The 25134-nt window shown below is 55.8% G+C and carries 18 protein-coding genes; 14 read left to right on the top strand and 4 right to left on the bottom strand.

Annotated features, from left to right (window positions below):
- Positions 1-34: 34 nt before the first annotated feature.
- Positions 35-604, bottom strand: a complete 570-nt coding sequence (locus EKM95_RS05105) for a PepSY domain-containing protein (RefSeq protein ID WP_125696770.1) — start codon at positions 602-604, stop codon at positions 35-37.
- A gap of 448 nt (positions 605-1052) precedes the next feature.
- Here EKM95_RS05105 and nagE point away from each other — a divergent pair, with 448 nt between their 5' ends.
- The gene (gene nagE, locus EKM95_RS05100; RefSeq protein WP_125696769.1) at positions 1053-3065 is read left to right on the top strand and encodes an N-acetylglucosamine-specific PTS transporter subunit IIBC; all 2013 of its coding nucleotides are present in this window, start codon (positions 1053-1055) and stop codon (positions 3063-3065) included.
- Between the two features lie 178 nt (positions 3066-3243).
- Here nagE and EKM95_RS05095 read toward each other — a convergent pair whose 3' ends face one another.
- Positions 3244-4254 (bottom strand): aldose epimerase family protein, encoded by a 1011-nt coding sequence (locus tag EKM95_RS05095; RefSeq protein ID WP_125696768.1) that lies wholly within the window; start codon positions 4252-4254, stop codon positions 3244-3246.
- A gap of 279 nt (positions 4255-4533) precedes the next feature.
- Between EKM95_RS05095 and EKM95_RS05090 the strand changes: the two genes are divergently transcribed.
- The 6 genes from EKM95_RS05090 to EKM95_RS05065 all read left to right on the top strand — a co-directional run bounded on the left by EKM95_RS05090 (position 4534) and on the right by EKM95_RS05065 (position 12975).
- On the top strand, positions 4534-5208 hold the full coding sequence (locus EKM95_RS05090; protein WP_125696767.1) for a hypothetical protein: 675 nt from the start codon (positions 4534-4536) through the stop codon (positions 5206-5208).
- Complete coding sequence (locus tag EKM95_RS05085; protein WP_125696766.1) at positions 5205-5543, top strand: hypothetical protein; 339 nt, start codon at positions 5205-5207, stop codon at positions 5541-5543. Before EKM95_RS05090 ends, EKM95_RS05085 begins: the two co-directional genes overlap by 4 nt.
- Before the next feature lie 574 nt (positions 5544-6117).
- Complete coding sequence (locus EKM95_RS05080) at positions 6118-9156, top strand: SpaA isopeptide-forming pilin-related protein (protein ID WP_164510094.1); 3039 nt, start codon at positions 6118-6120, stop codon at positions 9154-9156.
- Positions 9149-10663: a SpaH/EbpB family LPXTG-anchored major pilin gene (locus tag EKM95_RS05075; RefSeq protein ID WP_125696764.1), complete on the top strand. Its 1515-nt coding sequence runs from the start codon at positions 9149-9151 to the stop codon at positions 10661-10663. Before EKM95_RS05080 ends, EKM95_RS05075 begins: the two co-directional genes overlap by 8 nt.
- Before the next feature lie 35 nt (positions 10664-10698).
- Positions 10699-11781 carry a pilin N-terminal domain-containing protein gene (locus tag EKM95_RS05070; RefSeq protein ID WP_164510093.1) on the top strand — a complete coding sequence of 361 codons (1083 nt, stop codon included), beginning with the start codon at positions 10699-10701 and terminating at the stop codon, positions 11779-11781.
- An 81-nt stretch (positions 11782-11862) separates the two neighbouring features.
- Positions 11863-12975, top strand: coding sequence for a class C sortase (locus EKM95_RS05065; RefSeq protein WP_125696762.1), 1113 nt, complete (start codon positions 11863-11865; stop codon positions 12973-12975).
- Positions 12976-13100: 125 nt separating this feature from the next.
- Here EKM95_RS05065 and EKM95_RS05060 read toward each other — a convergent pair whose 3' ends face one another.
- Positions 13101-13544, bottom strand: coding sequence for a hypothetical protein (locus tag EKM95_RS05060; RefSeq protein ID WP_125696761.1), 444 nt, complete (start codon positions 13542-13544; stop codon positions 13101-13103).
- 437 nt (positions 13545-13981) lie between these two features.
- On the opposite strand from EKM95_RS05060, the gene EKM95_RS05055 reads away from it, so the two are divergent.
- The 5 genes from EKM95_RS05055 to EKM95_RS05035 all read left to right on the top strand — a co-directional run bounded on the left by EKM95_RS05055 (position 13982) and on the right by EKM95_RS05035 (position 22419).
- On the top strand, positions 13982-15133 hold the full coding sequence (locus tag EKM95_RS05055; protein ID WP_125696760.1) for an ROK family protein: 1152 nt from the start codon (positions 13982-13984) through the stop codon (positions 15131-15133).
- A 144-nt stretch (positions 15134-15277) separates the two neighbouring features.
- On the top strand, positions 15278-16618 hold the full coding sequence (xylA, locus tag EKM95_RS05050) for a xylose isomerase (protein ID WP_125696759.1): 1341 nt from the start codon (positions 15278-15280) through the stop codon (positions 16616-16618).
- 111 nt (positions 16619-16729) lie between these two features.
- Positions 16730-18226: a xylulokinase gene (gene xylB / locus EKM95_RS05045; RefSeq protein ID WP_125696758.1), complete on the top strand. Its 1497-nt coding sequence runs from the start codon at positions 16730-16732 to the stop codon at positions 18224-18226.
- A gap of 9 nt (positions 18227-18235) precedes the next feature.
- Entirely contained in the window at positions 18236-19741 is a 1506-nt protein-coding gene (locus EKM95_RS05040; protein WP_225423184.1) for a glycoside hydrolase family 43 protein, read from the top strand.
- On the top strand, positions 19738-22419 hold the full coding sequence (locus tag EKM95_RS05035) for a glycoside hydrolase family 3 protein (protein ID WP_125696756.1): 2682 nt from the start codon (positions 19738-19740) through the stop codon (positions 22417-22419). The genes EKM95_RS05040 and EKM95_RS05035 overlap by 4 nt, the downstream gene beginning before the upstream one ends.
- 81 nt (positions 22420-22500) lie before the next feature.
- Here the strand turns inward: EKM95_RS05035 and EKM95_RS05030 are convergent, their stop codons facing one another.
- Complete coding sequence (locus tag EKM95_RS05030; protein ID WP_125696755.1) at positions 22501-23112, bottom strand: YesL family protein; 612 nt, start codon at positions 23110-23112, stop codon at positions 22501-22503.
- A 93-nt stretch (positions 23113-23205) separates the two neighbouring features.
- Here EKM95_RS05030 and EKM95_RS05025 point away from each other — a divergent pair, with 93 nt between their 5' ends.
- Positions 23206-24177 carry an ABC transporter permease gene (locus EKM95_RS05025; protein ID WP_191988586.1) on the top strand — a complete coding sequence of 324 codons (972 nt, stop codon included), beginning with the start codon at positions 23206-23208 and terminating at the stop codon, positions 24175-24177.
- An 18-nt stretch (positions 24178-24195) separates the two neighbouring features.
- A complete protein-coding gene (locus EKM95_RS05020; protein ID WP_125696753.1) occupies positions 24196-25107 on the top strand; it encodes a carbohydrate ABC transporter permease in 912 nt (303 codons plus the stop codon).
- The last annotated feature ends 27 nt before the right edge of the window (positions 25108-25134 follow it).

Below are 25134 nucleotides of genomic sequence, written 5' to 3'. Positions count from 1 at the left end.
GCGGCGTGCGTTGCCTTTTTGTATGGCCCCTAGTTTAGGATGGTCCGTCATCTTCGTCTTCATCGACGCCAAGCACGGTCCCGTTGTAGGCGTCGAGCTGGACCTCGGTCTCTTTTTGGCCATCTTTATATTGAAACTCCCACACCATGCGACCGCTGTCTTCTTCGATCTCCCAACTGGTCAGCTTCCCAGTCGCGTGGGGCGTTGCGGCGGCAACGGCCTTGCTCTGGGTCAGGAGATTTTGTCGCTCGATCACGGCATCGCGGTCGTCATCAAGCTCATCTTCGGTGATCTCCTCGGAGGCTGTTTTCAGGACCCTGCCCGAGGTGGCATCGATCGTCAGCTCGATCTCTCGGCTCGCATCTTGCCCAGTCAGCGTGTAATGCCCAGCTGCCAGTTTGACTTGGGTCACGGCGATCTCGCCATGTTGGCGCAATAAGGTTGTCCAGGCATCGTTCAACGTCACATCCGGCGCCGCGGCATCCACGGAGGTCGGGGCGGCGGAACTGGTCATCGTGGCCGGATGGGTCTTGGTGGTCGATTGCTGGCAGCCTGTCGCTACGAGGCACAGGGCAAACAGCGTCATGATCGCTATTTTTTTCATCGTAAGTCGCTCCTTTTCGTGGGGGCGGTGCGAGCGGCAAAGTTAGCCGCTTGTCTCATCATAACAGGGTGGCGCCGGGCAAAGATAGAGGCCTCAGGAAAAATCGTGGCAGTCTCTCGCACTAATTGGTATGCAGTGACGGAGGCAATCACCCCGGATGTGGGGTACGATTGTCGGTCAAAGCTGACCAATATTTTTTTTGCTTATTATCACCACGCGGGCCAATTTCGCGTGAATTCAGGATAAAGGCGACTGGTATCGCATTCATTGGCATAGACCAACCAACAAGCTCCACGTCAGCGCTTTCTCATAATTGGTGTAGACCAAACGCCAGGGGGTTGTGTTTTTTTCATTCGCCCTGTAAACTCGAAAATGCTTACATGACCGCTTTTTGATTGCGTTTTTGGAAAGCGATTGCATTATTTAATTTATATTTGGGGGGATAAACATGAAGTCATACATGCAACGACTCGGCCGCTCCTTGCAGCTGCCAGTCGCCGTTTTGCCAGCAGCCGCGCTGTTGGTCGGCATCGCGAACTATTGGCTGTCTTTTGGGCCTAACTCGATCGCCAACTTCTTGCTTCAGGGTGGACTTGCCATTCTCAACCAGCTGCCAATTCTTTTCGCAGTGGGCGTTGCGCTTGGCATGGCCAAAGATAAAGACGGGGCCGCGGCGTTTGCCGGGCTGGTCGCCTTTGAAGTGCCAGTTAATGTGCTGAAACCGGACAACATTGCGGTGTTCACCGGCGTCAAAGTGACCGCCGTTAATCCGGCGTTCAATCAAATCACCAACGTTTTCATCGGGATCATGGCCGGGGTCATCGCCGCGGCGCTGTACAACCGATTCCATGAAGTAAAATTGCCAATGGCCTTGTCGTTCTTCAGCGGCAAGCGCGCGGTGCCGATCATCTCAGCGTTTGTGATGATGGCCGTGTCCGCAGTTCTGTTCGTTGTTTGGCCGCCAGTATACTCCGCATTGGTCGCATTTGGCGAAAGCATCGTCAAACTCGGCGCGGTCGGGGCTGGCCTGTACGGGTTCTTCAACCGCTTGCTGATTCCGACCGGCCTGCATCAGGCGCTGAACTCTGTTTTTTGGTTCGACGTCGCCGGCATCAACGATATCGGCAAGTTCCTCGCGTCTCAGGGGCCAAAAGGGGTCACCGGGATGTTCCAGGCTGGCTTTTTCCCAGTCATGATGTTTGGTCTGCCAGCCGGCGCGTATGCAATCTACAAGAACGCGCGGCCTGAGCGGAAAAAGGAAGTCGGCTCCCTGATGTTGGCTGGGGCGTTTGCCTCATTCTTCACCGGTGTCACCGAACCGCTTGAATTCTCCTTCATGTTTGTCGCATGGCCACTGTACGTGATTCACGCGATCTTCACTGGCCTGTCCTTGGCCTTTGCCGCATTCATGCACTGGACTGCAGGTTTCGCGTTTTCCGCCGGCTTGGTCGATTTCGTGTTGAGCTTCAAGAACCCGATCGCCAACCAGCCGTACATGCTGATCTTGCAAGGGCTTGTGATGGCCGTCATTTACTACTTCGGCTTCAACTGGGCAATCAAGAAGTTCAACTTGATGACCCCAGGCCGTGAAGCCATCGATGACAGCGCCGACGACGAACCGATCATCACCGCCGCCGCCGAAGACGACAAGTACATGCGTCAGGCCAAGCAGATCTACGCCGCTTTGGGTGGTTTTGAAAATCTGACTGAGGTTGACAACTGCACGACCCGTTTGCGTCTGCAACTTTCCGATACCAACAAGATCAACGAAGGCGCCATCAAGCATTCCGGTGCGGCCGGCGTCAACAAGATCGATGATCACAACTTGCAGATCATCATCGGCACCGAAGTTCAATTCGTTGCGGATGCCTTGAGCAAGTTGGAAAATGCGAAGACGCCGCTGGCTACGTTGCAGGGTGGGGCAGCTGCAGACAAGGATGCCGCCGCCGATGCAACGCCTGCAGCACCTGTTGCGGACGTCCCAGCCGGCATCAAGCGTGATGTCACTGAAAACTTTTACAGCGTCGCAGAAGGTCACGTCATGGATCTCGCCGATGTGCCAGATCCGACCTTTGCCCAAAAGATGCTGGGTGACGGCTTTGCCATCGATCCCGCAAACGGTACGATCACCGCGCCTGTCGATGGGACGATCGAAGCGGTCTTCCCAACCAAGCACGCGATCGGCTTCAAGACCGATGCTGGCCTGGAAGTTCTGCTTCACATGGGTATCGACACCGTTGAGCTGAAGGGTGCGCCGTTTGACGTCAAAGTTGAAGTTGGCCAAACCGTCAAGCACGGTGACGTGGTCGCGATCGCGGATCTTGACGCGATCGTCGCGGCAGGCAAGAAGACCCCAATGATCGTGATCATCACGAACATGGACGCGGTCGGCATCATGAAGTTCAAGGCTGTCGGCGATGCCACAGCTGAGACGCTGGTGTTGAGTGCTACCACGAAGTAACCACTTCTATAATGGAAGAAAAAAACAGGCAGCGCCGCATCACACTGGTGGAAAACACCGAGGTGACGCGGTCGCTGCCTGTTTTTTGCGTGCATTTGGAATGGTGCAATGTTGCGAAAGCGCGTGGCGCTGGTGCGCTTAGCTGCTCAGACCTAACCGCTCGGCTTCGCACCCTTTTCTAATAAGCGAAATGGTATGAGATCCAGTCGTCGCGCTGTTCGTCTGCGGCCAGCTTGATGGTGCCAGAGTCGTCTGTGGCGGCGGTTGGCAGGGTCTGGGCTTCAACGGCGATACCGACGTATGGGCGGCCTTCATAGCCTTCCAGGTCGTCCGCAGCCTCGAAGTGATTGCCAGAGTACACGACAAGCCCGTTGCGCGGGGAGGTGAGCGCGACACTCACCTTTTTGTCGCTGGACCACAGGGTGCAAACAGGGTCGTTTTCGTCGTGCTCGTTGATCACATAGACATCATCGATGCCCTTTTCATCGATATCCTGCAGGCCGTCGATCGCGGTACCCAGGTTTGCCTGCGTCTTGAAGTTATATGGAGTTTCCGCCAGCGGCAGGAATTCGCCAGTCGGAATTTTTTCCTCATCGAGTTCAAGCCGCTGGTCGGCAAGCACCTGCATGTCCTGCGCGTTGATCGTGTTGTCTGCGCCGTCCAGGTTGAAGTAGATATGGCAAGTCGGGTTCCACAGCGTGTCTTCGCTGGCGGTGGCGCTGTAGCTGATCGTGACAGTGTCGTTGTCGTCGAGCAGGTACTCCACCTGCGCGTCCAGATCGCCCGGGTATCCGTCCACGCTGCTTGGCATGTGGCAGGTGAAAATAATGCGCGACCCCTCAGTACGGCCGTCCCAGTTGAGGTCATGCAGGCCATGCTTGCCACCGTGCAGGGTGTTGCCATTTTCGTTGGTTGGGACCTGAACGAGCTGGCCGTTCAGCGTGGCTTGGCCCTTGCCGATTCGACCGGCTGTCCGCCCAATCGTTTTGCAGAGAAAAGAACTGGCTTGGTCGTATTCTTCTGCGGTGCGGTAGTGCAGGACCACGTCGCGCGGGCCGTCGTCAGTCGGGACGGTGAGCGAATACCAGGTCGCACCAAACGACAAACAGGACAGTGTGACGCCATTTGCGTTCGTCACGGAATATTTGGTAACAGGTTGACCATTTATCTGGCCAAATAATGATTGCATATGTGATCGACTCCTTTATATAGGTTCCCTTGTATTATACCTGAATGGAAACCGGTTGCATCTCGCGCTGCCGATTCGTGGCCGGTTTTTGACAATAATTGGTATATGTGAGTATTCGCGGTATTTTCGCTAGTTCTTTGTGTGGACGATCAGGACGAAACTGTTGCAAAAATTTCCTGGGAAATCATGCCGCATCTGGGTCCCAAGTCCCTTGCACGCGCCTCTCATAGCGGTAAAATATAACTATATTGATGCATGAAGGCTGATAGGGGGAGACAAATGACACAGTTATATCGCGCGTGGTTTCGCTCCAAAAAAGATGGGCGTTATCTTCAAAGTTATAAAACAGACACCATGGAGTCTTTCAGTGTCCAATTGACCGATGATCCGGACGAGGCCGTTTCGCTCGTCACGGATCTCGTCAACGATGTGCAGCTGGAGACGCGACTGTTCCAGGCGGTCCTTCGTCACCCCGACCGGTCTAGCATTCCGCTGTTTTATTCGATCACGATCGAGGCGTTTCAGATCGTTCGCCATTATTTTGAGATTGTGACCGAAAAAGTTGAGCCGGATGTCATCGAAGGGCGCGAGGTCACCTATGCAGTCGGCGATGCGTTGGTCGATTACGATCGGTTTGGGGCAGAACGCCAGATCGCCCGCGACAACAACCGTGTTTTCAACCTTGACGAGGCGGACTGGGCCAAGCGTCAGTTCACTGTCCTGGCCGCGGGGCATTACGTCGATAGCGACACAGGCCAGGCTTATGCTGGAATGACCGTGGCCGGGCCTGATCAGCCGACATTCTGGGCACTGCCAGACGAGCTGCTCGACTGGTCGGACCTCGCCTACCAGATGAACAACTTCCCCTGTGTCGTCGAATTTGGCCGCCTGGAAAATGGGGACGGCGTGGGCGCCATGCAGCTGAGCATTCAATTACGGGAGGACGCCGAATGAGGTACGTTGCCTTTAACACTTATCAAGATTTTGATGCGATTCCGGCCGAGGCCAAGCCTGCACTGTTTACGACAGCCAGCATCGGGCTCAAGTTGCCAGATGAGGGCCGAATCAAATACATTGCCGATGTTGAAGAGGAAGACGATGATTCGCTCACGCTGACCTGGAGCAACGATCCAAAAGACGGCATTCCGCTGTTTTCCAAGGCTCAGATTCAAAAGTATGTGGATCTTCTCCTGTCGTTCGCGAAGCAGGAAGGCGTGTCTGCGAACAAGGCGATGAAGTCGCTGTATATCGTGCCGAATCAGATCGGGTATAAAAACGCCGACGACTAGGTCACACATCAATGATAAGCGGTGCGTGTCAATTTTGATGCGAACCGCTTTTGTTGTGCAGACGGCCATTTGGGGGCCATTTTGTATACGGCCTAACTAACAACGCGCCGCATCGGCCATTTTGGAGAGGCTCAATCCCTGAACTATGCGAAAAAATTTTATTCAGTAATAAGAAACAAAAACAATTGTTTCCTTAAATGAAATACTTTCCGACCGTTTCAACCTGGGGCCGATAGACAGTCGATTCTTGGCCGATTTCAATCGTGCCCAAACCATAACCGAATTCAAAAACGTGTTAATAATCTCAATGTTCTTTAATTATTAAATATAAGTAAGTGTCTTGCACCTGTGATTTTTAGATGATATATTGGGCGAGTTAACAGTCTTTGGGGGAAGACTTTTTAACGGTGCAACAGGCTTTTTTGGGGTGTAGCGACGGATGGTGATCTCGGCCATCTTTTTTGCGGCCCTTTGCGCTGTTATCTTCACGTGAGCCTCCGGAGACGGGGGCTTTTTATTATGTCAGAAACTGGGAACCAGTGGTTTGATGGCGGACCCAGCGATGAGGATCAACATGACAGAGACAAAGGATCGTCATACAAATATAGTAACGCGGCTGACCCGGATCTTATGCGCGTCCGTTGTTTTGCTCGGGCAGGTACTTGTGATGCCCGCGGCGAAAACGGCGAAGGCTGATGGTTCGGCACTCGCGCAACCGGCAGGCACGTATGCCCAGACCTATCCATCGACACAATACGACATCCTTGGCGCGGCCCAACATTTTTCGCTTGTTGGCCGTGATAAGGTCACGTTGGGGTCTAGCCAGGACGGTAATGTGGCGACAAAGGATCTCGCTGCAACGAGTGATTGGCACACTGCCGACGACCTTGGCCCGTTGCCTGTGAACGCGACTACAGGTAAGGGCACCGATGTCAATTATTTTCAGACGATCGATGATATCAATGGCTTTTCCGCTTCGGCGTTTGGCTCTGCTTCTAAGCAAGTCGTCGTAGGGGCAGACACCACTGTGGGTCTGGCTAGTCAAAATCAAGGCGAGACGACCCTTACTCTGGATGGCAAGAAGATGGACGCGCTGCATATCGGCGATGTTTCGCAAGAGTCCGCTGATCAGCCCTTCATCGATCTTGATCAGACTTTCCAGCAATTAGAGACCGTCTCCAACCTCTTTGCTGGCAAAGGGAAAACATACCAGAAGACAAACGACAATGAACTAGACATCGACGTAGATCCCGAAGCCGACAACTCACAATGGCCGCTCATGTACCCACTGCAACTGACGAAGGTCGATGAGAATGGCAAGCCGATCACCTCGGGCGTCAAATTTCAGCTCGTTCAAAAAGACGATGATGGCCAACTGACCCCGGTCGATTTTTCAAAGATCACTGTCTTTGATAGCCAAAATAATCGGCTGGATAAAAACGTCCTGACCACAGATAAGAATGGTCAGATCAATATCTCGGTCAGCGCGCCGGGCACGTATTACTTCGTTGAACTCCCGCAGGACCAGCAGGCGGCCGACTATAACTACGCCGTCAATGCCGCACCAAGCGATGAATTCACCACTGGCGTCATGCCAGATGCCGCCTATGTCAACTTGACGTGGGAGCAACTGGCTGGCGAAAAAGGTGAAGCGAAGAGCGCCATCAACTTCTCGGGGATCAACTTTGACGATCCCAACTCACGGCCGATCATTATCAATGTCGATTTTTCAAATTACGATGGTACCGATATCAGCGCCGGGGATGCCGGCAATATCTCGTTTGAGGGCCTCACTGACGCTGATCTGAAAGACTTCAACAAGGCGAAGATTCTCTGGAATTTTTATGGCTATAAAGATGGCCAGACCATCTCAATCTGTAATGATACGTTTTATGGGTCGATTCTCGCCCCGGATGCGAATCTCGTTGTTCAAAGTGCCCACGTGTTTGGCTCGATCATTGGCCGCACAGTGGCGGTCAGCGGCGATACGAATCACCGGTGGGACCTCAACTTCTCGGCTTACACTGGTGAAAATACCGGGACGGTCGAAAATACGCAGTTCGCTCAGGCAACCGTGAAGAAGGTCTGGCACTTAGGCGACCCTGTCGATCAGCAAAATGCCGAGGCGACGGTTCAACTCTACCAAGTCGCAGACGGGACATCGCAAACGAAGGACCAACCCGTTGGCGATCCGGTCACGTTGAATGCGGCGAACGATTTCACGGCTACGTTTAAGAAGCTCTCGCCGACTGCAAAGTATGTTGTCAAAGAGGTTGGGGCGACGGTCAATGGCCAGTCAACCGGGAAAGAATTCAGTACGACCCTGACTGGGGATCTCGATGGAAACGGCGACCTTGATTTCACGTCTACGACCGATCCACAAGTTACGCTCACAAATACACAACACGTGATCGACGTCAGAAAAGTTGCCACCGGCGCCAAGGCAGGGGACGCTCCGCTGACTGGTGCAACATTCAAGCTCGATCAGATCACGACAGCCGAAGATGGGTCCGAGACGAAAACACCAGTCGCAACGATCACCGATGCAAACCAGACCCAGCCGCTGGCCCCAGGCGTCTATGAGATCACTGAAACAGTTGCGCCGACTGGCTATTCGCTCGATGCCACGCCTACGCGATTTGAACTAACAACTGATTATCAGTGGCAACACCTGAGTCAAAATGCAGACAAGAAATGGGTCCCATCTGCACTCCCAACTCAGACACCAAGCATATATGACAAGGATTCGTTTTACGTTTCAAGTAGTGGCGAGTCGACGGCTGGCAATGTCCTGCACTTCATTAAAACCGATACGCCATCGTGGCAACTCAACGTTTTGAAGCAGGATGAGGCGACAGGCAAACCGCTGGCCGGGGCGATCTTCACCTTGTATCCGAAGGACCAGCCGGACAAAGCAATCACCTCCGCGCCAACTGATGCGGATGGCCACGTTCAATTTTCCCAAGCGCTTGACCGCGACACGACTTATGAGCTGGTTGAAAAGACGGCACCGGATGGGTATGACGTCGATGCGACGCCAAGAGAGATCTCATTTGGTAATGCGTCTCAGGATCCGGCACTGACAGTCGATGCCGACGCCCCAACAACGATGACGTACGCCTTCACAGATAAGCGCACGACGGTCAATTTTCACCTCAACAAAGTGGATCATTGGAACCACAAGACGCAGTTGACTGGCGCTCAGTTCAGCCTCCAGGATACGACGAGCGATGCCGCCCCTGCTGTCCTGAAGTCTGAAAACGTGGCCGGCCAGAAATGGAATATGACGGCTATGGGGCTTCAGGCTGGACACACGTATACGTTGACGGAAACCACGGCGCCAACGGGATATTTGCGCGGCACCGGCGCGTACACGATCAAGGTCAAGCTGGACGGCACGGTCGAGTTCTATGCGCCGGGTGACAAAAAGGCGCAGAATCTGGCTAAAACAGATGGCATCGCTACCATCACCAACATGCCGCAGACCATTTTGCCGCATACCGGCGGCGGTGGCGTGTCGCGGTACCTGGTCATGGCCTTGGCGATGTTCGCGCTGGCCGGGTTCCTGATCTTGATCGTTGCGGCTTTTCGCCGGGAGGTGCGCCATGAGTAAGCGATGGAAAGCACTTCTTGCAGTGGGCGCCGCGTTCCTGATGTTGCTTGGGGTCGCGCTCAGCCCGGCGCAAGCAACCGCCGCGGCTCAGACACAAGCGCCCACGACCGTCGATATCGTCCTGCACAAGCTGCTCTTCGACGAGACGTTGCCGGACAAACAGGCCAACGACGGTGCGGCCATTCCCGATTTTGGCCAGTCCGCGCGCCCGCTGAATGGCGTGACCTTCACTGCGTATGACATCACGACCGATTTTTGGGCGTATGTCGCAGATGGCCATGATGTGGCGGCGGCGCAGGCCCATTTTGCGAATACGCAGGCCGATTTTTCGCGCCAAGCGGTGGTCAGTCACCAAACGGCTGGCTCGGGTGAAGCGCGGTTCGCCGGCCTCACGCTTCGCGAAAATGGGCAGTACGCGGTTTATCTGTTCAAGGAAACTGGCACGCCCGCCGGCATTGATGGGCAGAGCCAAAACTTGGTCGTTGTGTTGCCGCTGATGGCAGACGGCCAGATTCAATCGCAGATCGATCTGTTTCCAAAGAATGTGGTGAGCGGCGGCGAAACGACGATCGCGAAAACCGTCACGGCGAACCGCACCAATTTCGCGTATGGGGAAACCATTCCATACAAGATCGCGGTGACGGTGCCGGCGGATATCGGCGCGCTGAAGACGTTCACCATTTCGGACAGCGCCAACGCCGAGCTTGTCCGCCACGGCGGCATTCATGTGGCGATCGACGGACAGCCAGTCACGGCGACTGCGGGGCTGTATCGGGTCCGCGATGCCACTGCGCACAGTTTTTCCCTAGCCTTTGACGTCACCCAGCTGACGGGGGATGCCGGCAAAACGATCACCGTCACTTATGACATGGCGATCAAGGCCGGCACCCCAGCGGATGAGCTGCTGGTCAACCGCGCGATCGTCTATCCGGGCGGCGATGACCCGCAACAGGATTACACGGTGGATGTCACCGGCGGCAAGCGGTTCATCAAGGTCGATGCGAAGTCTGGACAACCATTGGCCGGCGCCGTCTTCGTGGTGAAAAACGAGCAGGGTGCCTACCTGATCAAGGCCAAGGACGGCTGGGCGTGGAAAAATGTGTCCGCGCCGATCACCACGTCGTACAAAGCGGCGGGCCTGGCCACCCTGACGTCGGGAAAAGATGGGCGTTTTGCCATTCAAGGCTTGGCCGCTGGTCATTATTCGCTGGTTGAAGTCAGGGCGCCGGCTGGCTATGTGCGAAACACCAAGGCCATTGCGTTTCAGATCGTAGCCGGGGAGTACACGCGCGGCCAAACGGATCCATACAAGGTCGTGAATGTCGCTTCACCCATGACACCGGACAAACCAGTGTCACCCACGCAACCGCACCACCCAACACCAAAATTGTGGGATTACCTGCCACACACCGGCAGCGCCTGGGCCTCTTGGCTTTCGGCCATCGGGGTCGTGGTGATCGCACTGGTGCTGGCGCTTCGTTATCGGAACCGGAGATCAGTTAACTAACTAGTTAAAAAACTATTTTGGGGGAACCAATGATTATGAAGAATTCACTTGTAAAGAAAGCACTGATCGTGATCGGTGCGGCCCTGTTGGCATTGCCTCTGGCGGCCAATGGTCTCAACGCAACAACGGTCAAAGCGGACGGCGAGACACAGAAGGTGACGCTGACCAAGTATGTTTCGGCCAGCAATCAGCCGACCGGCAACCCTGTCCCTGTCGACACGTTGCCGGCAACAGCGGACAAGGCGAATAATGCCCGTGTCGATGGTGCGGAGTATTCCGTGTATGATGTGACGGCCCAGTATTGGAGCAAGATCAAGGATGGTACGTTGACTGCCGCGGATGCTAATCAGGCAGATGATAACGGCCATACCACGGTGTTTGACCTCACAGATGCAAAGCCGGACCTCAGCGACACGACTCAGAACGGGCAAGTCACCTTCGACTTGCCTAAATCCTCAAATGGTCAGCCCGCTGTCTATCTTTTCCGTGAAACAAAGACACCGGCTGGCTACAAGACTTCCTTTGATTTCGTGCTTTCCCTGCCTGTGAAGGCGCCGGCTTCCGATGGCGTGGCGTATGTTTATCCGAAGGAACAAGTCGACAAGACGTATAAGTTGAAGTTCACCAAGGTTGACGAGACGAACACCAAGACTGTTTTGGCCGGTGCGAAGTTCTACATCAAGCAAGGCGACCTCTATGCCGCCATCAAGGGTTCTGAAAATGCAGCGCTGACCGAATTGCCAGCTGGCGCCTCCGATGTTTCCTGGGGCACGAGGGACCAGGCAACGACCTTTGTTTCCAACGACAAAGGCGAATTCGGCTTTGAGGCGAATCCAGAAGCAACGGTCGATGGCGTGCTGACAGGCCTTGATCCTGACAAGTCCTACACGATCGAAGAAGTCGCGGCACCAAACGGCTACAACAAGGATGCGGCGATCGATGGCAAGGCGGCTGCGGACGCTTCAGTCAAGCCGGGCGATAACGCAACGACCGTCACCGATACCCCAGAAGGCATTCTCCCGCATACCGGTGGCGCCGGCATCGTGGCCTTTGTCGTGCTGGGCGTGGCGCTGATCGCACTTGGCGGCGTGGCTTACAACAAGCGGCGCGCAGCCTAATTTTCCCCGCACCTGCAAAAGGAGGAGCCGGCCGCTTCTCCTTTTTGCTATCGAGACAAGTCGCTGAGAAGGAGGCACATGATGGCGAAAAAGAAAGCGAAAAAGCCGATTGGGGCGATCGACATCATCATTTTGCTCCTGATCGTCGTCGGCATCGGGGTGCTGGCCTATCCCTTCGTGTCGGATGCGTATGTCTCGTACAAAAATCAGCAGGTGATCGACGCCTATCAGGTCCGCGAAACGAAGAAGAATACGGCGGCCTTGAAGCGCGAGTACAAACAGTATCAGGCCAAAAATACGGCGCTGGCGAAAACTGGTGCGGCGCCTGGCGTGGCGGCGTTCAACACGGCCGTCAATGCGCAAGGCACCGCAAAGACCAGCGCCAAACGCGACCAACAGACGCTGACAAATGACACGATCGCGCAACTCACCATTCCGACGATCGGCGTGTCGCTACCTGTTTTTTCTCGCACGACGGACTGGTTGCTGCAATTCGGCGCCTGCCTGCTGGACGGCACGAGCTATCCGACCGGCGGGAAAAATACGCACGCGGTGATCTCCGCGCATCGCGGGATTCCCAATGCCGAGCTGTTCACCCGCCTGCCGGAGCTGAAAAACGGCGCCAAATTTTTCATCAAGATCGGTGACAAAACGCTGGCCTATCAGGTCTTCAAGCGGCAGACGATCGACCCCAGTGATATCGGCTCGCTCAAGGTCGAGCCGGGACAGGACCTGGTAACATTGATGACGTGCACGCCTTACATGATCAACTCGCATCGCTTGCTGATCACCGGCCGCCGGGTCCCCTACACCAAGGCGGATAAGACCGCTTCAAATTGGGCAGAGCGCTGGAACAAACTGAAGCTGGCAGCGTGGGGGCTGGCCGGGATCCTGCTACTCGGCGTGATCTGGCTATTGCTTCGCGGCCTGCTGGTGGCGGGCAGCCGCTATGAACTGCGTGTCACGGCCTTGACCGCAGACGGGGCCGCGCTAGCTGACGCTTCGCTCGTTGTCCGGCGTCGGCGCAAGCACGTGGCGACGCTGACGACCGGCCCAGATGGCGTGGCCAGCACCACGCTGCGCGGCGGGACCTACCGCGTCGAGGTGCCGGCTGGCGTGACATCCGGTCCGCTGAAGGCCTACGTCAAGCACTGGCATGACAAGCAGTTTACCCTGAAGCCCCGCCATCATTAGCGAAGCCCCGGTATAGCCAAAAACAGCCCACGCGCAACGAGGAACCCCGAGATCACAAATTGATCCTTGGGCGCCCTCCGTCAGCGCGAGGCTGTTTTTTTTATGTTTGTCAGGCAGCCGCAGTCTTAAACCAAGCGCGAATCCAAGGCGGTGACATAGGTGATGTAATTCGCGAAATCCCCGATGCGCCGGCGGTTCAATTTTGCCTTGGCGACATCCGGGTTGGTCAGGTCGATGTTGAGCTTGGTTGCCCATGAGTAATCGCGACCATCTTGCGCCTGCAATTTGGCGACAGCCGCCAGCGCCGAGATCACGGAATTATGTGCGGCGGTGCGCTTTGTGCCTTCCTCGGAGCTTTCCACGATGGTCATCAGCGCAAAATCGGCGCGGATGCGCGTGTAGCTGGTTGCGGTGTGGACGAAGGTCTCCCAGGTCTCCTGGTAGAAGTCGTCGGTCAGATCCATCGCCGCGATGATCTCATCCAGCAGCTCCCCGCATTCTTCGACCGTGATGTGGTCGTTGGGGGTGGCGGTCAGGTAATCTTGATAAGTTGGAATTCGAAATGTCATAGGTGAATGCTCCTGTTTCTCGCGCCAGCTGGCGGTAATAGTAAGGCGGTCCCACGGCGGCAAGCCAACCGTGAAACCGCTATCTTCTTTCTCTATCATACCTTAGTTCACCGAGGAAAGCATCCGGTTTGGGGTTTTCGTGGGAAAAGCGTGGCGATACGACAGGCGTAAGGCGAAAACTGACGAGACCTGACAAACTAAAATCACCGGAAAAATCGCGGTCGCACCAGCCACAGCCCTGTTTTTTCGCCATTTCGGCAAAAGCCGGCCCATTTGTTCAATTCCGCATCAGTTGGCGCGAGAAAGCGCTATTTCTATCGCTAAAGCCCATTAAACTGCGGGGTCTGCGGTCACTTGCGGGTAATTCAATTGCTATTCGGCAAGCGTGAGGATATAATCTAGTTCGTTAGTAGTCCAAACAAAAAGGAGGGGTAGAGATGGCTGCAAACAAGAACATCCTGCGCGTGCTCAATGAGCGTCATGTGTTGGAGCAGGTCTTCAATCATGGGCCGATCTCTCGTAGTCAGGTCTCCAAGAATCTGGGCCTGAACAAGGTCACTGTCTCGGAGATCGTTGGCGACCTGATCGCCCATCAGCATTTGCTTGAGCTTGGGCAAGGAGATAGTACGAAAAACGGCGGCCGCAAGCCGACACTCTTGCAGTTCAACGCAGATCTTGGGTATGTGATCGTCTTTGACCTCGGGTTTGACTACATCGATCGGATGGTCAATAAGATGGACGGCAGCATCGTGGCAGTCGAGCGCTATCAAGTCGCCGACATGCCTGTTGAAAAACGGCTTGCGATGCTGGTCGACATGGCGAATGTGGATAATATGATCGATGGCTTGCCGCTACTGGGTATCGCGGTGTCCATCCACGGGATCGTCAACGAAAATAAAGTCGTGTACACACCGACGCTTGATTTCAAGCGCTTCGACGTGGCGAAGATGCTGCAGGACGCCACGCATGTCCCGGTCGTCCTGGAAAACGAGGCGAATCTTTCCGTCATTTATGAGCGCGATTTTGACACCAAGGAAAGTGTCGCCAACCTCGTCTGTGTCAGCATTCATAAGGGCATCGGCGCGGGGATTATTTTGCACAACCAGCTGTACACGGGTAATCGCGGCGAGGCCGGGGAGATCGGCCACACCATCGTCTACAACAATCATTTCCTGGGCAATAGTAAACCTGATACGGTCGAAAATCTGTGCTCGGAAGATGCAATCATGGAACGGCTTCGCCATGATACCGGTGAGGCCGACCTGGTGCGGCAGGATGTCGTGCAGCGGTTCCGGGCCGGCGACAAGCTCGTCACCGAGGCGCTCGACCGCTTCTGCTTTGCGATCGCACATGTGATCTACAATGTCGGCGTCACCATGGCGCCACAGCTGATCGCCCTGAACTCGGGGTTGGTCGCGGCGATTCCGGAGCTGTTTGCCAAGATTCAGGCGGACATGCCGCGGCTTACTGATGAAGACCCGGATGTGATCTTGGTCAAGGATGTGCGCAACGCGACCTTGCTTGGTGGCGCCTCGCTGATCATTCAAACGCTTTTGAACGTCGAAGCCGGCAGTTTGAGCTTCGCTTAACGAGCTATATCAACAAAAAAGACGGGGTAGGCAGATTTTTTGCCTGCCCCGTGTTGTTTTACCAAAATGAAAGCGTTAAACTATGTTTGAAGTAAGTTAGCAAAACAAACCAACCGAAAAGGCTGACGTTTAGGAGGCACTCTGATGACAAAGACTTATTTTCCCGATGTGACCCAGATTCCTTATGTTGGGACCAAGGATCTCAAATCTGGGTTTGGATTCCATTACTATAATGCCGATGAAGAGATCGGCGGCAAAAAGATGCGCGACTGGCTCCGCTTCTCCGTTGCTTACTGGCACACATTTGGCCAGAAGCTGGACGATATTTTCGGCGACGGCACCGCGATTCGGCCTTGGGATGGCTTGACTGGCATGGATCTGGCAAAGGCGCGCGTGGATGCGGCCTTTGAATTCTATGACAAGCTCGGCGTGGACTTCTTCTGCTTCCATGACCGCGATATCGCGCCAGAAGGGGATACGCTGCGCGAGACCAACAAGAACATCGAGACGATCACGGACATGTTCGTGGATTATCAAAAGACGTCGCACATGAAGGTCCTCTGGAACACTGCGAACATGTTTACCAATCCACGGTTCGTTGCCGGGGCAGCCTCCAGTCCGTTTGCGGATGTGTTTGCGTTTGCTGCGGCGCAGGTCAAGGAAGGGCTCGACACGGCCAAGAAGGTCGGCGCTGAGAACTATGTCTTCTGGGGCGGCCGTGAAGGGTACGAAAGCCTTTTGAACACCGACATGAAGCGCGAGCAGGATCATCTGGGCGAGTTCTTCCACATGGCGGCTGATTACGCAAAAGAGATCGGCTACACGGGCCAGCTGCTCCTCGAGCCAAAGCCAAAAGAGCCAATGATGCACCAATACGACTTCGATGCCGCGACCACCATCGCGTTCATGAAGGAATATGGGCTGGATGGCACCTACAAGTTGAACCTTGAAGCCAACCATGCCAACTTGGCGGGCCATACCTATCAACACGAGATTCGCGTCGCACGGTCGGCCGGCTTGCTGGGTTCTTTGGATGCCAACCAAGGCGATAAGCTGATCGGCTGGGATCTGGATCAGTTCCCGACCAACCTGTATGACACCACCCTTGCGATGTATGAAGTGGTGGCCAATGGCGGGCTCAACCATGGTGGCCTGAACTTTGATGCCAAGCCGCGCCGCTCCTCCTTCACGCCTGAGGATATGTTCTATGCGCATATTGTCGGCATGGACAGCTTTGCGGCTGGCCTGAAGGTGGCGGTCAAGCTCCATGAAGATCGCGTCTTTGACGACTTCATTCAGGACCGTTACAGCAGCTACGATAGCGGCATCGGTGCCTCGATCGAAGCGGGCAAGGAGACCTTCACGTCCTTGAATGATTACGTGATCGACAAGCCGCAAGCCGCATTGCGGGCCGCAACCAAGTCCGGTCGCTGGGAAGAGCTTGAAGACACGTTGAATCATTACATCATCGAGACTTTGCACTGATCGATCAACAATCAACACTAAGCGGCGCTTGCACGACGCTGACGCCGGCTGCGCAAGTGGCTCGTCAGCGGAGGCAGGCGCCGTTTTTTCGTTAGCGTTAGATGGAGGAAAATTATGAAATATGTGATCGGCGTTGATCTTGGCACAAGTGCCGTTAAAGTCCTTCTGGTGGATCAAAAAGGCGCGGTGGTGGCCCAGGCCAGCCAGCCTTACCCGCTGGCCCAGCCAAAGCCGGGCTACAGTGAGCAAGATCCAGAAGATTGGATGCGCGGCGTCACCGCGGCCATTCATGAATTATTGGCGAAAACGGACGTGGCGCCCACAGCCATTGAGGGCTTGAGCTACTCCGGCCAGATGCACGGACTGGTGCTATTGGATGCCCAAGGAAACGTCCTGCGCCCGGCCATTTTGTGGAACGATACCCGCACGACTGCGCAATCGGCCGAGATCACGGCCAAAATGGGCGCGCAGTTTTTGGCCATCACGCGCAATCGCCCGCTGGAGGGGTTCACCTTACCGAAACTCCTGTGGGTCAAGGAAAATGAGCCGGCGATCTTTGCCCAGGCCGCCAGCTTTGTGCTGCCCAAGGATTACGTGCGCTACCGCATGACCGGCCACCTGGAAATGGAGCTTTCCGATGCGGCCGGCACCGTGATGCTGGATGTGGCAGGCAAAAAATGGAGCGACGAGATCTGTGAGGCATTTGGGATTCCCACCAGCCTGTGCCCGCCATTAGTCGAGGCGACCAAACAAGTCGGCACGCTCACCCCAGCGTATGCCGCGCTCAGTGGGCTCGATCCAGCCACCGCGGTGTTTGGCGGTGGGGCCGATAATGCCTGTGGGGCGATTGGCGCCGGGGTCCTGCAGCCGCAGCAGGCCATGTGCAGTATCGGCACCTCTGGGGTTGTTTTGACGTATGAGCCGGATGCCACGGCCGATTATCACGGCCATCTTCATCTGTTCAATCATGCGGCGCCAAATGCTTTTTACTCGATGGGCGTGACGCTGGCAGCGGGCTACAGTCTGAGCTGGTTCAAGCACACGTTTGCCCCAGACGAGGAATTCACACCGTTTGTGAACAGCGCGGCCACCTCTATTCCGGGGGCGCACGGGCTTCTTTTCACCCCGTATCTTGTCGGCGAACGGACCCCGTATGCAGATGCGGCGATCCGAGGAAGCTTCATTGGCGTCGATAGCAAGCAGACGCGCGCCGATTTTGTCCGGGCGGTGCTTGAAGGCATCACCTTCTCGTTTCGCGATATTCTTGAGATCTATGCGGCCAATGGGAAGGCCTTTAAGCAGCTGGTCTCGATCGGCGGTGGGGCAAAAAGTCCGCTGTGGCTTCAGATGCAGGCGGATGTCTTCAACACGCCGATCGTGCGCCTGACCTCCGAACAGGGGCCTGGACTGGGCGCGGCAATGCTCGCGGCGGTCGGCCTCGGGTGGTTTGCCACGCTTCAGGACTGCGCGGCGCAGTTCGTGCAGGTCAAGCAGGTCTATCAGCCGGATCCGGCGGCCGTTACGCAATACCAGAAGCTTTATGACTGCTACCGCGACGTGTATCCCGCAACCAAGAATCTGACGGCGCGGCTGATCGATTTTCAATAGGAGACAATCATGTATAAAAATCCTGTGATTCCCGGGTTTCATCCCGATCCAAGCGTTGTGCGGGTCGGCGATCACTATTATCTGGTGACCAGTTCATTCAACTATTTTCCCGGTGTGCCCTTGTTTGAAAGCACCGACCTCGTCAACTGGACGCAGATCGGTCATGTGCTAACGCGTCCGAGCCAACTTCAACTCGCAGACGCCAACACCCACGGCGGCATTTATGCGCCGACCTTGCGCTACAACAACGGCCGGTTTTACATGGTGACCACGAATGTGAACCATGGCGGGAATTTTTACGTGTGGACGGACGACATTCATGGCGAATGGAGCGACCCGATCTTCGTTGAACAAGGTGGCATCGACCCATCCCTTTATTTTGAAAATGGCACGGCGTACTTCATGAGCAACGGCGATGACGATGCGGGCCGGCATGGCATCACCCAGTGCGAGATCGACATCGCGACGGGCAAAAAGTTGACCCCGGCCACCGTGATCTGGACCGGCGCTGGCGGGCGCTACCTGGAAGGCCCGCATCTGTACAAAAAGGATGACTGGTACTACCTCATCGCCAGCGAAGGCGGCACCGAATATGGGCACATGCTGGTTTATGCGCGGGGCAAAACGCCGAACGGGCCGTTTGAAAATGACCCGGGCAACCCAGTCTTGACCAACCGCGATCTCGGCGGCTATCAGATTCAAGGCTGCGGCCATGCGGATCTCGTCGATGATGGCCACGGCAATTGGTTTCTCGTCCACCTCGCGTTTCGCATGCTCGATCAGTGGATCCAGCACCACACGCTGGGGCGCGAGGTGTATTTGGTACCGGTCGCGTTTGATGACAAAGGCTGGTTCACGGCCGGCGACCACGGCACGACCCGGCTGGCAATGACCGCCCCTGGCCTGAGCGATGTCGTGCAGACGCCGGCACAGGACCTGAGTTTTGCTAACACGGCGCTGGGCCGGCAGTGGGTCACCCTACGCGAACCCGAGACAGCCAATTACGCCTTCGGGGAAAATCGGTTGGCGCTGCGCCCCAACGGCCTGATCCTGGAGGAAACAAGCGGGTCCCCGACTGCGGTGATGCTGCGCCAGGACCAGTTCAACTTGGACGTTCATGTGACGATCGCCGAGCCGCACAATTTGGTGGGGCTCGCCGCCTACATGGAAAATGATCAGCATTATGATGTCGTGGTCTGGCCGGAAAATGGGCAGGTGCAGGCGGCGCGGCGGCTGCGCATCGGGCCGGCCGCGACGCTCGACCATCAGCTCACATTGCCGGCGGGGCCGGTGACGCTGGGGGTCCGCACCACGAACTACCAGTATGCCTTTTACGTGAGCGCCGGGGGCCAGCAGTTTGACCTCGGCGCGGCGGCGGCGCAGTTCTTGTCGTCTGAGGTCGCAGTGAATTTTACCGGCGTAATGCTGGCGCTATTCACCGAGACTCACGGCGAGGCGCCGGCGTGGAATGAACTCAGCGATTTTTCCTATCACTTGATGGAGGCAGAGAAATGACAAATGCACGTCAATTAGCGCAACACCTTGCCGCACAGCTCACGGTGAGCGAAAAGATCGGGCTGCTTTCGACCACGCAAAAGGCGGTGCCGCGCCTGGGTCTGCGCGAATTTCACATTGGCGGGGAAGCCGCGCATGGCATCGTGGACCGTGAGACCTATCACACCACGAGTTTTCCGATACCGTTGACCTTGTCGCAGACCTTTGACCCGGCGCTGTTGAAGCGCGTCGGCACCGTGGTCTCGGCCGAGGCCCGGGCGCTGTACAACACGACCGGCCGGAACAGTCGCCTGATGCCATGGGCGCCGACTGTGGATCTTGAGCGCGATCCGCGGTGGGGCCGCAATGAGGAAGGCTACGGCGAGGATCCGTTTTTAACCGGCGCGGTGGCAGGCGGCTATATCGATGGGCTGCAGGGAGACGACAAAACGCTACGGGTGGCCGCGGCGCCGAAGCATTTTTTTGCCAATAATACCGAGGCCAAGCGCGGCAGTGAGTCAAATTCCGTCACCCCGCGGATGAAGCACGAGTATTACCTGAAGGTGTTCAAATTCGCGTTTCGCGATCACCACGCGCAGTCGATGATGACCGGCTACAACGGCGTCAATGGCATTCCGATGATGCAATCGCCAGAGCTCGCGCACACGGTCAAGGGGCAGTGGGGCATGGATGGCACGATCGTCACGGACGGGTCGGCTTTGACGCTGAACATTGAGGATTACAAATATTTCGGCGATTACCCCCATGCTGTGGCCGATGCGCTGCACAAGGGGATGGACTGTTTTGTCGATGATCCGGCCAAGGTGGAGGAAGCGGCGAAGCAGGCACTGAGCCGCGGCTTGATCACGGAAGCCGAGATCACCATGGCGATCACCAACACCCTGACCGTTCGTACCAGACTCGGTCAGCTGGATGAAACGACCGATCCATACGCGGAATTGGGCAATGCGGCTATCGGGACCCAAGCGGCCGATGACCTGGTGCAGGAAGTCACGGCGGCCGGCACCGTTTTGCTGAAAAACGAGCATGCGACCTTGCCGTTGACGGACGCCGACCGGGTGCTGTTAACGGGGCCGGCTGCCGACCGGTTTGTGCGCGATTGGTACGCGACCTTGCCGATGGACCGCGAGACCTTGCGCGAGGGGTTAGCCAAGCGGCTGGGGGCGCGCGTCACCTATGTCGAGTCAAATGATCATGCGACCCTCGCCGTTCAAGCCGGGTTGCCGGCGACGCCTGACCTCGCCCAATTGACGTACGAGATCGAGCGGTGGCAAGGCGACCTCGTCTTTTTGCGGGACACCAACAGCGGACGCTACCTGCAGTTTGAGGAGGACGGCCAACTGAGTCTGCACAAGACGGAGGTCTATGACTGGGTCGTGCGGGAGGCGTTTGTGTTGACGGCAGCGGGCGACCTGTATGCCGTTGACCATGATTTTCGCGCCAGCGACCGCAATGCCATGGAAGCCGGCGGACGCGGGCCGCGCGTCGGCACGGTCACGATCACGGAAAATGGGGCTGAGCGGGTGGCTGCGGCGGCCGGCGACTCCACGAAGATCGTGATCGCAGGCGGCAACCATCCACTGGTGATCGCCCGGGAAACCGAGGATCGCACGGATCTTGAGTTGCCGGCTGCCCAGCGCGCGTTGTTTGACCGCCTTGCGCAGCTTGGTAAGCCGGTGGTCGGTGTGCTCATCACGGGCTACCCATTTGCGGTCGAGACGCTTCCGACCCAGGCGCTGCTTGAAGTCGGGTATGCGGGGCAGTCCCTGGGCGCGGCGCTGGCCAAGGTGCTGGTCGGGGATGTCGCCCCAACGGGTAAGCTCAGCCAGACGTGGTATAACCACACCTGGCAGATGCCGAGCATGCGCGCCTACGACATCGAAAAAACGCGACGCACCTATCAATTTGCGGCGCCCGAAACCGTTCAGTATCCGTTTGGCTTTGGTCTGACATACGGCCAGGTGACGCTGCAAAATGCCTCAATCAACCAGCAGGGCCGGCACCTGACGATCGACTTGGTATTGGAAAATCGGGAGACATATCCCGTGACGGAAACGCCTCAGGTCTATCTGGTCGCCACGGGGCTTCAGGACTTGCCGAATCGCCAGCAGTTGATCGCCTTTGAAAAAACCACTGTCAACGCACACAGCACCCAGCTGGTCACGCTCGCGGCGGATCTCGCCGACTTTCGCTGGTATGACGCCAAGGCGCAGGCCTTCTATTTTCCGCGGGGCACGTATCAGCTGGCGGTCGGCTTTGCCAGTGGTCAGCCGCAACAAACCCTGCCTGTGACCATCGATGGGGCCGCGCCAACCACCTATGATCTCGATGCGTTCCCGCTGCGCGCCGGTGCCTTTGATGACGCCGATGGGGCCGAGCTGACGAGTGAAGCCGGCCAATATGAGGTGGTTTCGTTGAGTAAGGAAGGGTCCCTGACTTACCGCCATCTGACCGCCAAAAACGGTGACCTTGTCGTGACAGTGGTGGCGTCCGGTCGCGGCCAATTAACATTGACACGCGGCGATGGCCACCACGAAACGCAAGCGTTTGACGCCGCCACCAGCGAACAACAGCTTGTTTTTGCGCTTGGCGGAATGGCCGATCAGATTTTGCAGGTCACGACAAACGCCGCAGTTTCAGTGTTAACACTGGCTGCGGCGCCGACTGGTTCAAAATAATAATTATTGGTTCGTAAATTAAGTTTACAAATAGACACACTTGTTTTATACTAACCACGTTGAAGCGTTTTCACCGGTCGCCTAGACTTGGTCCGAATAGTTGGCCAACAGCTTTTTGTCCACGAAGGCTTTGAGATAAAGCCAAAAGGCAAAGCCGAACAGGACGAACGTGACCCGGCCAAACGATGTGAAGATGAACAGCAACGCGGCAAGAACGTCGATCACGGCGAGAAGCAACACTTTCGGCAGTTCTGGCAACACCAAAAGCGCAGCGTTCTTGAACGTCTGCTTGTAGGTGTTGGCAAAGGTGCCGACCAGCGGAAACAGTACTTGGCAGATCAATAGCAAGACGCCGGTCGCAATGATCATCAGGACCATCACCGGCGTGGCAAACCAATCATCAAGCCCGCGCCAGAAGTTGACGTTGAAGATGAACACGGCTGCCAGAGCCAGGACCGTGAGCCAAGTGGTGGTGCCGAGTTTGAAGCTAGACTTGAAATTTTTCAGGTAGCTTCGGGTCAGCGATAACCCGCTTTGATCGATGTATTGCATCATCGTCCGTTGCATTGCAGCCAGCCCCGCGCCGATCGTGAAGACCGGCAGGCAGGTGATGATGAAAACGAAATTAACGGCGACAAACGAGACAAGGGTGCCCATCGCCCGGAAAAATGAGCTGTTTGGATTGAATTTCATGTTTGACCCACCTGTTCATATTTTATGACCTTGTGTCACATACTAGGCCACACGCGTCGCCGAATGCAAGTCTTATACAAGGAGAGGAACGCCATGGAGAATGTGATCGATAACCAAAAGGAAAGCGAAGCGCTGCAGCAGCGGCGCCAGCAACATGATAAGGCCAAGCGAAAGCGTTCGCGGCGGATGTGGCTGTTGATCGTGCCATTCTTGGTGCTGGTCGTGGCTTTCAGTTATTATCCGCTGTTCGGCTGGGTCTACGCGTTCTTTGACTATGAGCCACCGATTCCGCTGCGCGACAGTCAATTCGTCGGTATGCAGTGGTTCAAGATGATGGTCGCCAACTCCACGCAGGTGCGCCAGTTGATGCAGGTGCTGATCAACACCTTCGCGATGAGCCTGCTGAACATCGCGACGTCATTTTTCCCGCTATTATTTGCCATCGGACTGAATGAGATTCGCAACAAGCATTTCCGCAACATCATTCAGACCTTGACCACGCTGCCGAACTTCATTTCTTGGGTGCTGGTCTACTCGATCGCCTTTGCGATGTTCTCCACCAACGGCATGGTCAATGACCTGCTGCAAAACCTCAATGTCATCGCGGCGCCGATCAAGTTCCTTGACTCCGACTCGTTGACTTGGATCAAGATGCTGCTTTGGAGCACCTGGAAGGGCCTTGGCTGGGGATCGATCATCTACCTGGCCTCCATCTCCGGCATCGACCAAGAGCTGTATGAAGCGGCGCGTGTCGATGGCGCCAGCCGCTTCCAGCTGATCCGCTACATCACCATTCCGGCGCTGATGCCGACCTTCTTCGTGATGTTGATGCTGTCGGTTTCCAACTTCCTGAACAACGGCATGGATCAGTACTTTGTTTTCCAAAACGCGTTCAACCAGACCCATATCCAGGTCCTTGACCTTTACGTGTACAACGTCGGCATGGGCCAAAACAGTCTGTCATACGCGACTGCGATCTCTATGCTGAAGAGTCTCGTGTCGGTCGCCCTTCTGTGGATCGTCAACATCGTATCCAAGAAGACGCGCGGCGCGTCGATCATTTAGAAGACGGAGGTAAAAATTATGTCTAATATTGAAAAAAACGAGACGACCCCCGGCTTCAAAGCGTTCAGGGTGTTCAACATCATTTTCTTCGTTCTGTTTACGTTGATCTGCTTCTATCCGTTCTACTACCTGATCATCAACAGTATCTCGGCGAATGACCTTTCCGCAAACGGGCTCATCAACTGGTTCCCGCGCAAGATCCATTTTGAAAACTATGTCCAGGTCTTGCAGCTCTCTGGCCTTGGCACAGCGGCGTTGGTCTCCTTGGGCCGGACGGTGATCGGCACGGCTTTGACCGTGATCGCCTCCTCCTTCCTGGGGTACATGTTCACCCGCGAAGATATGTGGCACCGCAAGTTCTGGTACCGCTTCGTGGTGGTCACCATGTACTTCAACGCCGGGATGATCCCGATGTTTATCACGATGAAAAACTTAGGCTTGACCAACACGTTCTGGGTCTATGTCCTCCCAGCGATCGTGCAACCGTTCAACATTATTTTGGTCAAGACCTATATTGAAAGTCTCCCGAAGTCGCTTGAAGAAGCGGCAGCTCTCGATGGTGCGACAACCTTGCAGACATTTATCCATGTCATTTTGCCGAGTTGTACACCGATTCTGGCGACCGTCGCCATTTTCTCCGCTGTCGGTCAATGGAACTCATTTCAGGATACGCTGCTCTATATTACTGACGACAAGCTTTATTCCCTGCAGTATCTGCTGTACCAGTACATCAACCAAGCGAGTTCGCTTGCGTCTATGGTCCGCAACGGCGGTGGGGTCGCCGCGGTGGCAAGTGCGGCCCAGTCTCAGACACCGACCTCGATTCGCATGACAGTCTCGGTCGTTGTCGTCCTCCCGATCTTGTTCATCTATCCAATGTTCCAACGTTACTTTACTAAGGGGATCATGCTTGGCGCTGTCAAGGGTTAACGTGTATCAGGCGTTTCAAAAAAATTG

The sequence above is a fragment of the Lacticaseibacillus yichunensis genome, assembly GCF_003946405.1.
Taxonomy (GTDB): Bacteria; Bacillota; Bacilli; order Lactobacillales; family Lactobacillaceae; genus Lacticaseibacillus; species Lacticaseibacillus yichunensis.
Note: the sequence above shows the minus strand (reverse complement) of the source record. Positions and strands in the feature narration are given on the sequence as shown.

Excerpts from the sequence above, each read along its gene's own strand:
- EKM95_RS05105 (WP_125696770.1), bottom strand. The coding sequence starts at position 604 with ATGAAAAAAATAGCGATCATGACGCTGTTTGCCCTGTGCCTCGTAGCG.
- nagE (WP_125696769.1), top strand. The coding sequence starts at position 1,053 with ATGAAGTCATACATGCAACGACTCGGCCGCTCCTTGCAGCTGCCAGTC.
- EKM95_RS05095 (WP_125696768.1), bottom strand. The coding sequence starts at position 4,254 with ATGCAATCATTATTTGGCCAGATAAATGGTCAACCTGTTACCAAATAT.
- EKM95_RS05090 (WP_125696767.1), top strand. The coding sequence starts at position 4,534 with ATGACACAGTTATATCGCGCGTGGTTTCGCTCCAAAAAAGATGGGCGT.
- EKM95_RS05085 (WP_125696766.1), top strand. The coding sequence starts at position 5,205 with ATGAGGTACGTTGCCTTTAACACTTATCAAGATTTTGATGCGATTCCG.
- EKM95_RS05080 (WP_164510094.1), top strand. The coding sequence starts at position 6,118 with ATGACAGAGACAAAGGATCGTCATACAAATATAGTAACGCGGCTGACC.
- EKM95_RS05075 (WP_125696764.1), top strand. The coding sequence starts at position 9,149 with ATGAGTAAGCGATGGAAAGCACTTCTTGCAGTGGGCGCCGCGTTCCTG.
- EKM95_RS05070 (WP_164510093.1), top strand. The coding sequence starts at position 10,699 with ATGAAGAATTCACTTGTAAAGAAAGCACTGATCGTGATCGGTGCGGCC.
- EKM95_RS05065 (WP_125696762.1), top strand. The coding sequence starts at position 11,863 with ATGGCGAAAAAGAAAGCGAAAAAGCCGATTGGGGCGATCGACATCATC.
- EKM95_RS05060 (WP_125696761.1), bottom strand. The coding sequence starts at position 13,544 with ATGACATTTCGAATTCCAACTTATCAAGATTACCTGACCGCCACCCCC.
- EKM95_RS05055 (WP_125696760.1), top strand. The coding sequence starts at position 13,982 with ATGGCTGCAAACAAGAACATCCTGCGCGTGCTCAATGAGCGTCATGTG.
- xylA (WP_125696759.1), top strand. The coding sequence starts at position 15,278 with ATGACAAAGACTTATTTTCCCGATGTGACCCAGATTCCTTATGTTGGG.
- EKM95_RS05040 (WP_225423184.1), top strand. The coding sequence starts at position 18,236 with ATGTATAAAAATCCTGTGATTCCCGGGTTTCATCCCGATCCAAGCGTT.
- EKM95_RS05035 (WP_125696756.1), top strand. The coding sequence starts at position 19,738 with ATGACAAATGCACGTCAATTAGCGCAACACCTTGCCGCACAGCTCACG.
- EKM95_RS05030 (WP_125696755.1), bottom strand. The coding sequence starts at position 23,112 with ATGAAATTCAATCCAAACAGCTCATTTTTCCGGGCGATGGGCACCCTT.
- EKM95_RS05025 (WP_191988586.1), top strand. The coding sequence starts at position 23,206 with ATGGAGAATGTGATCGATAACCAAAAGGAAAGCGAAGCGCTGCAGCAG.
- EKM95_RS05020 (WP_125696753.1), top strand. The coding sequence starts at position 24,196 with ATGTCTAATATTGAAAAAAACGAGACGACCCCCGGCTTCAAAGCGTTC.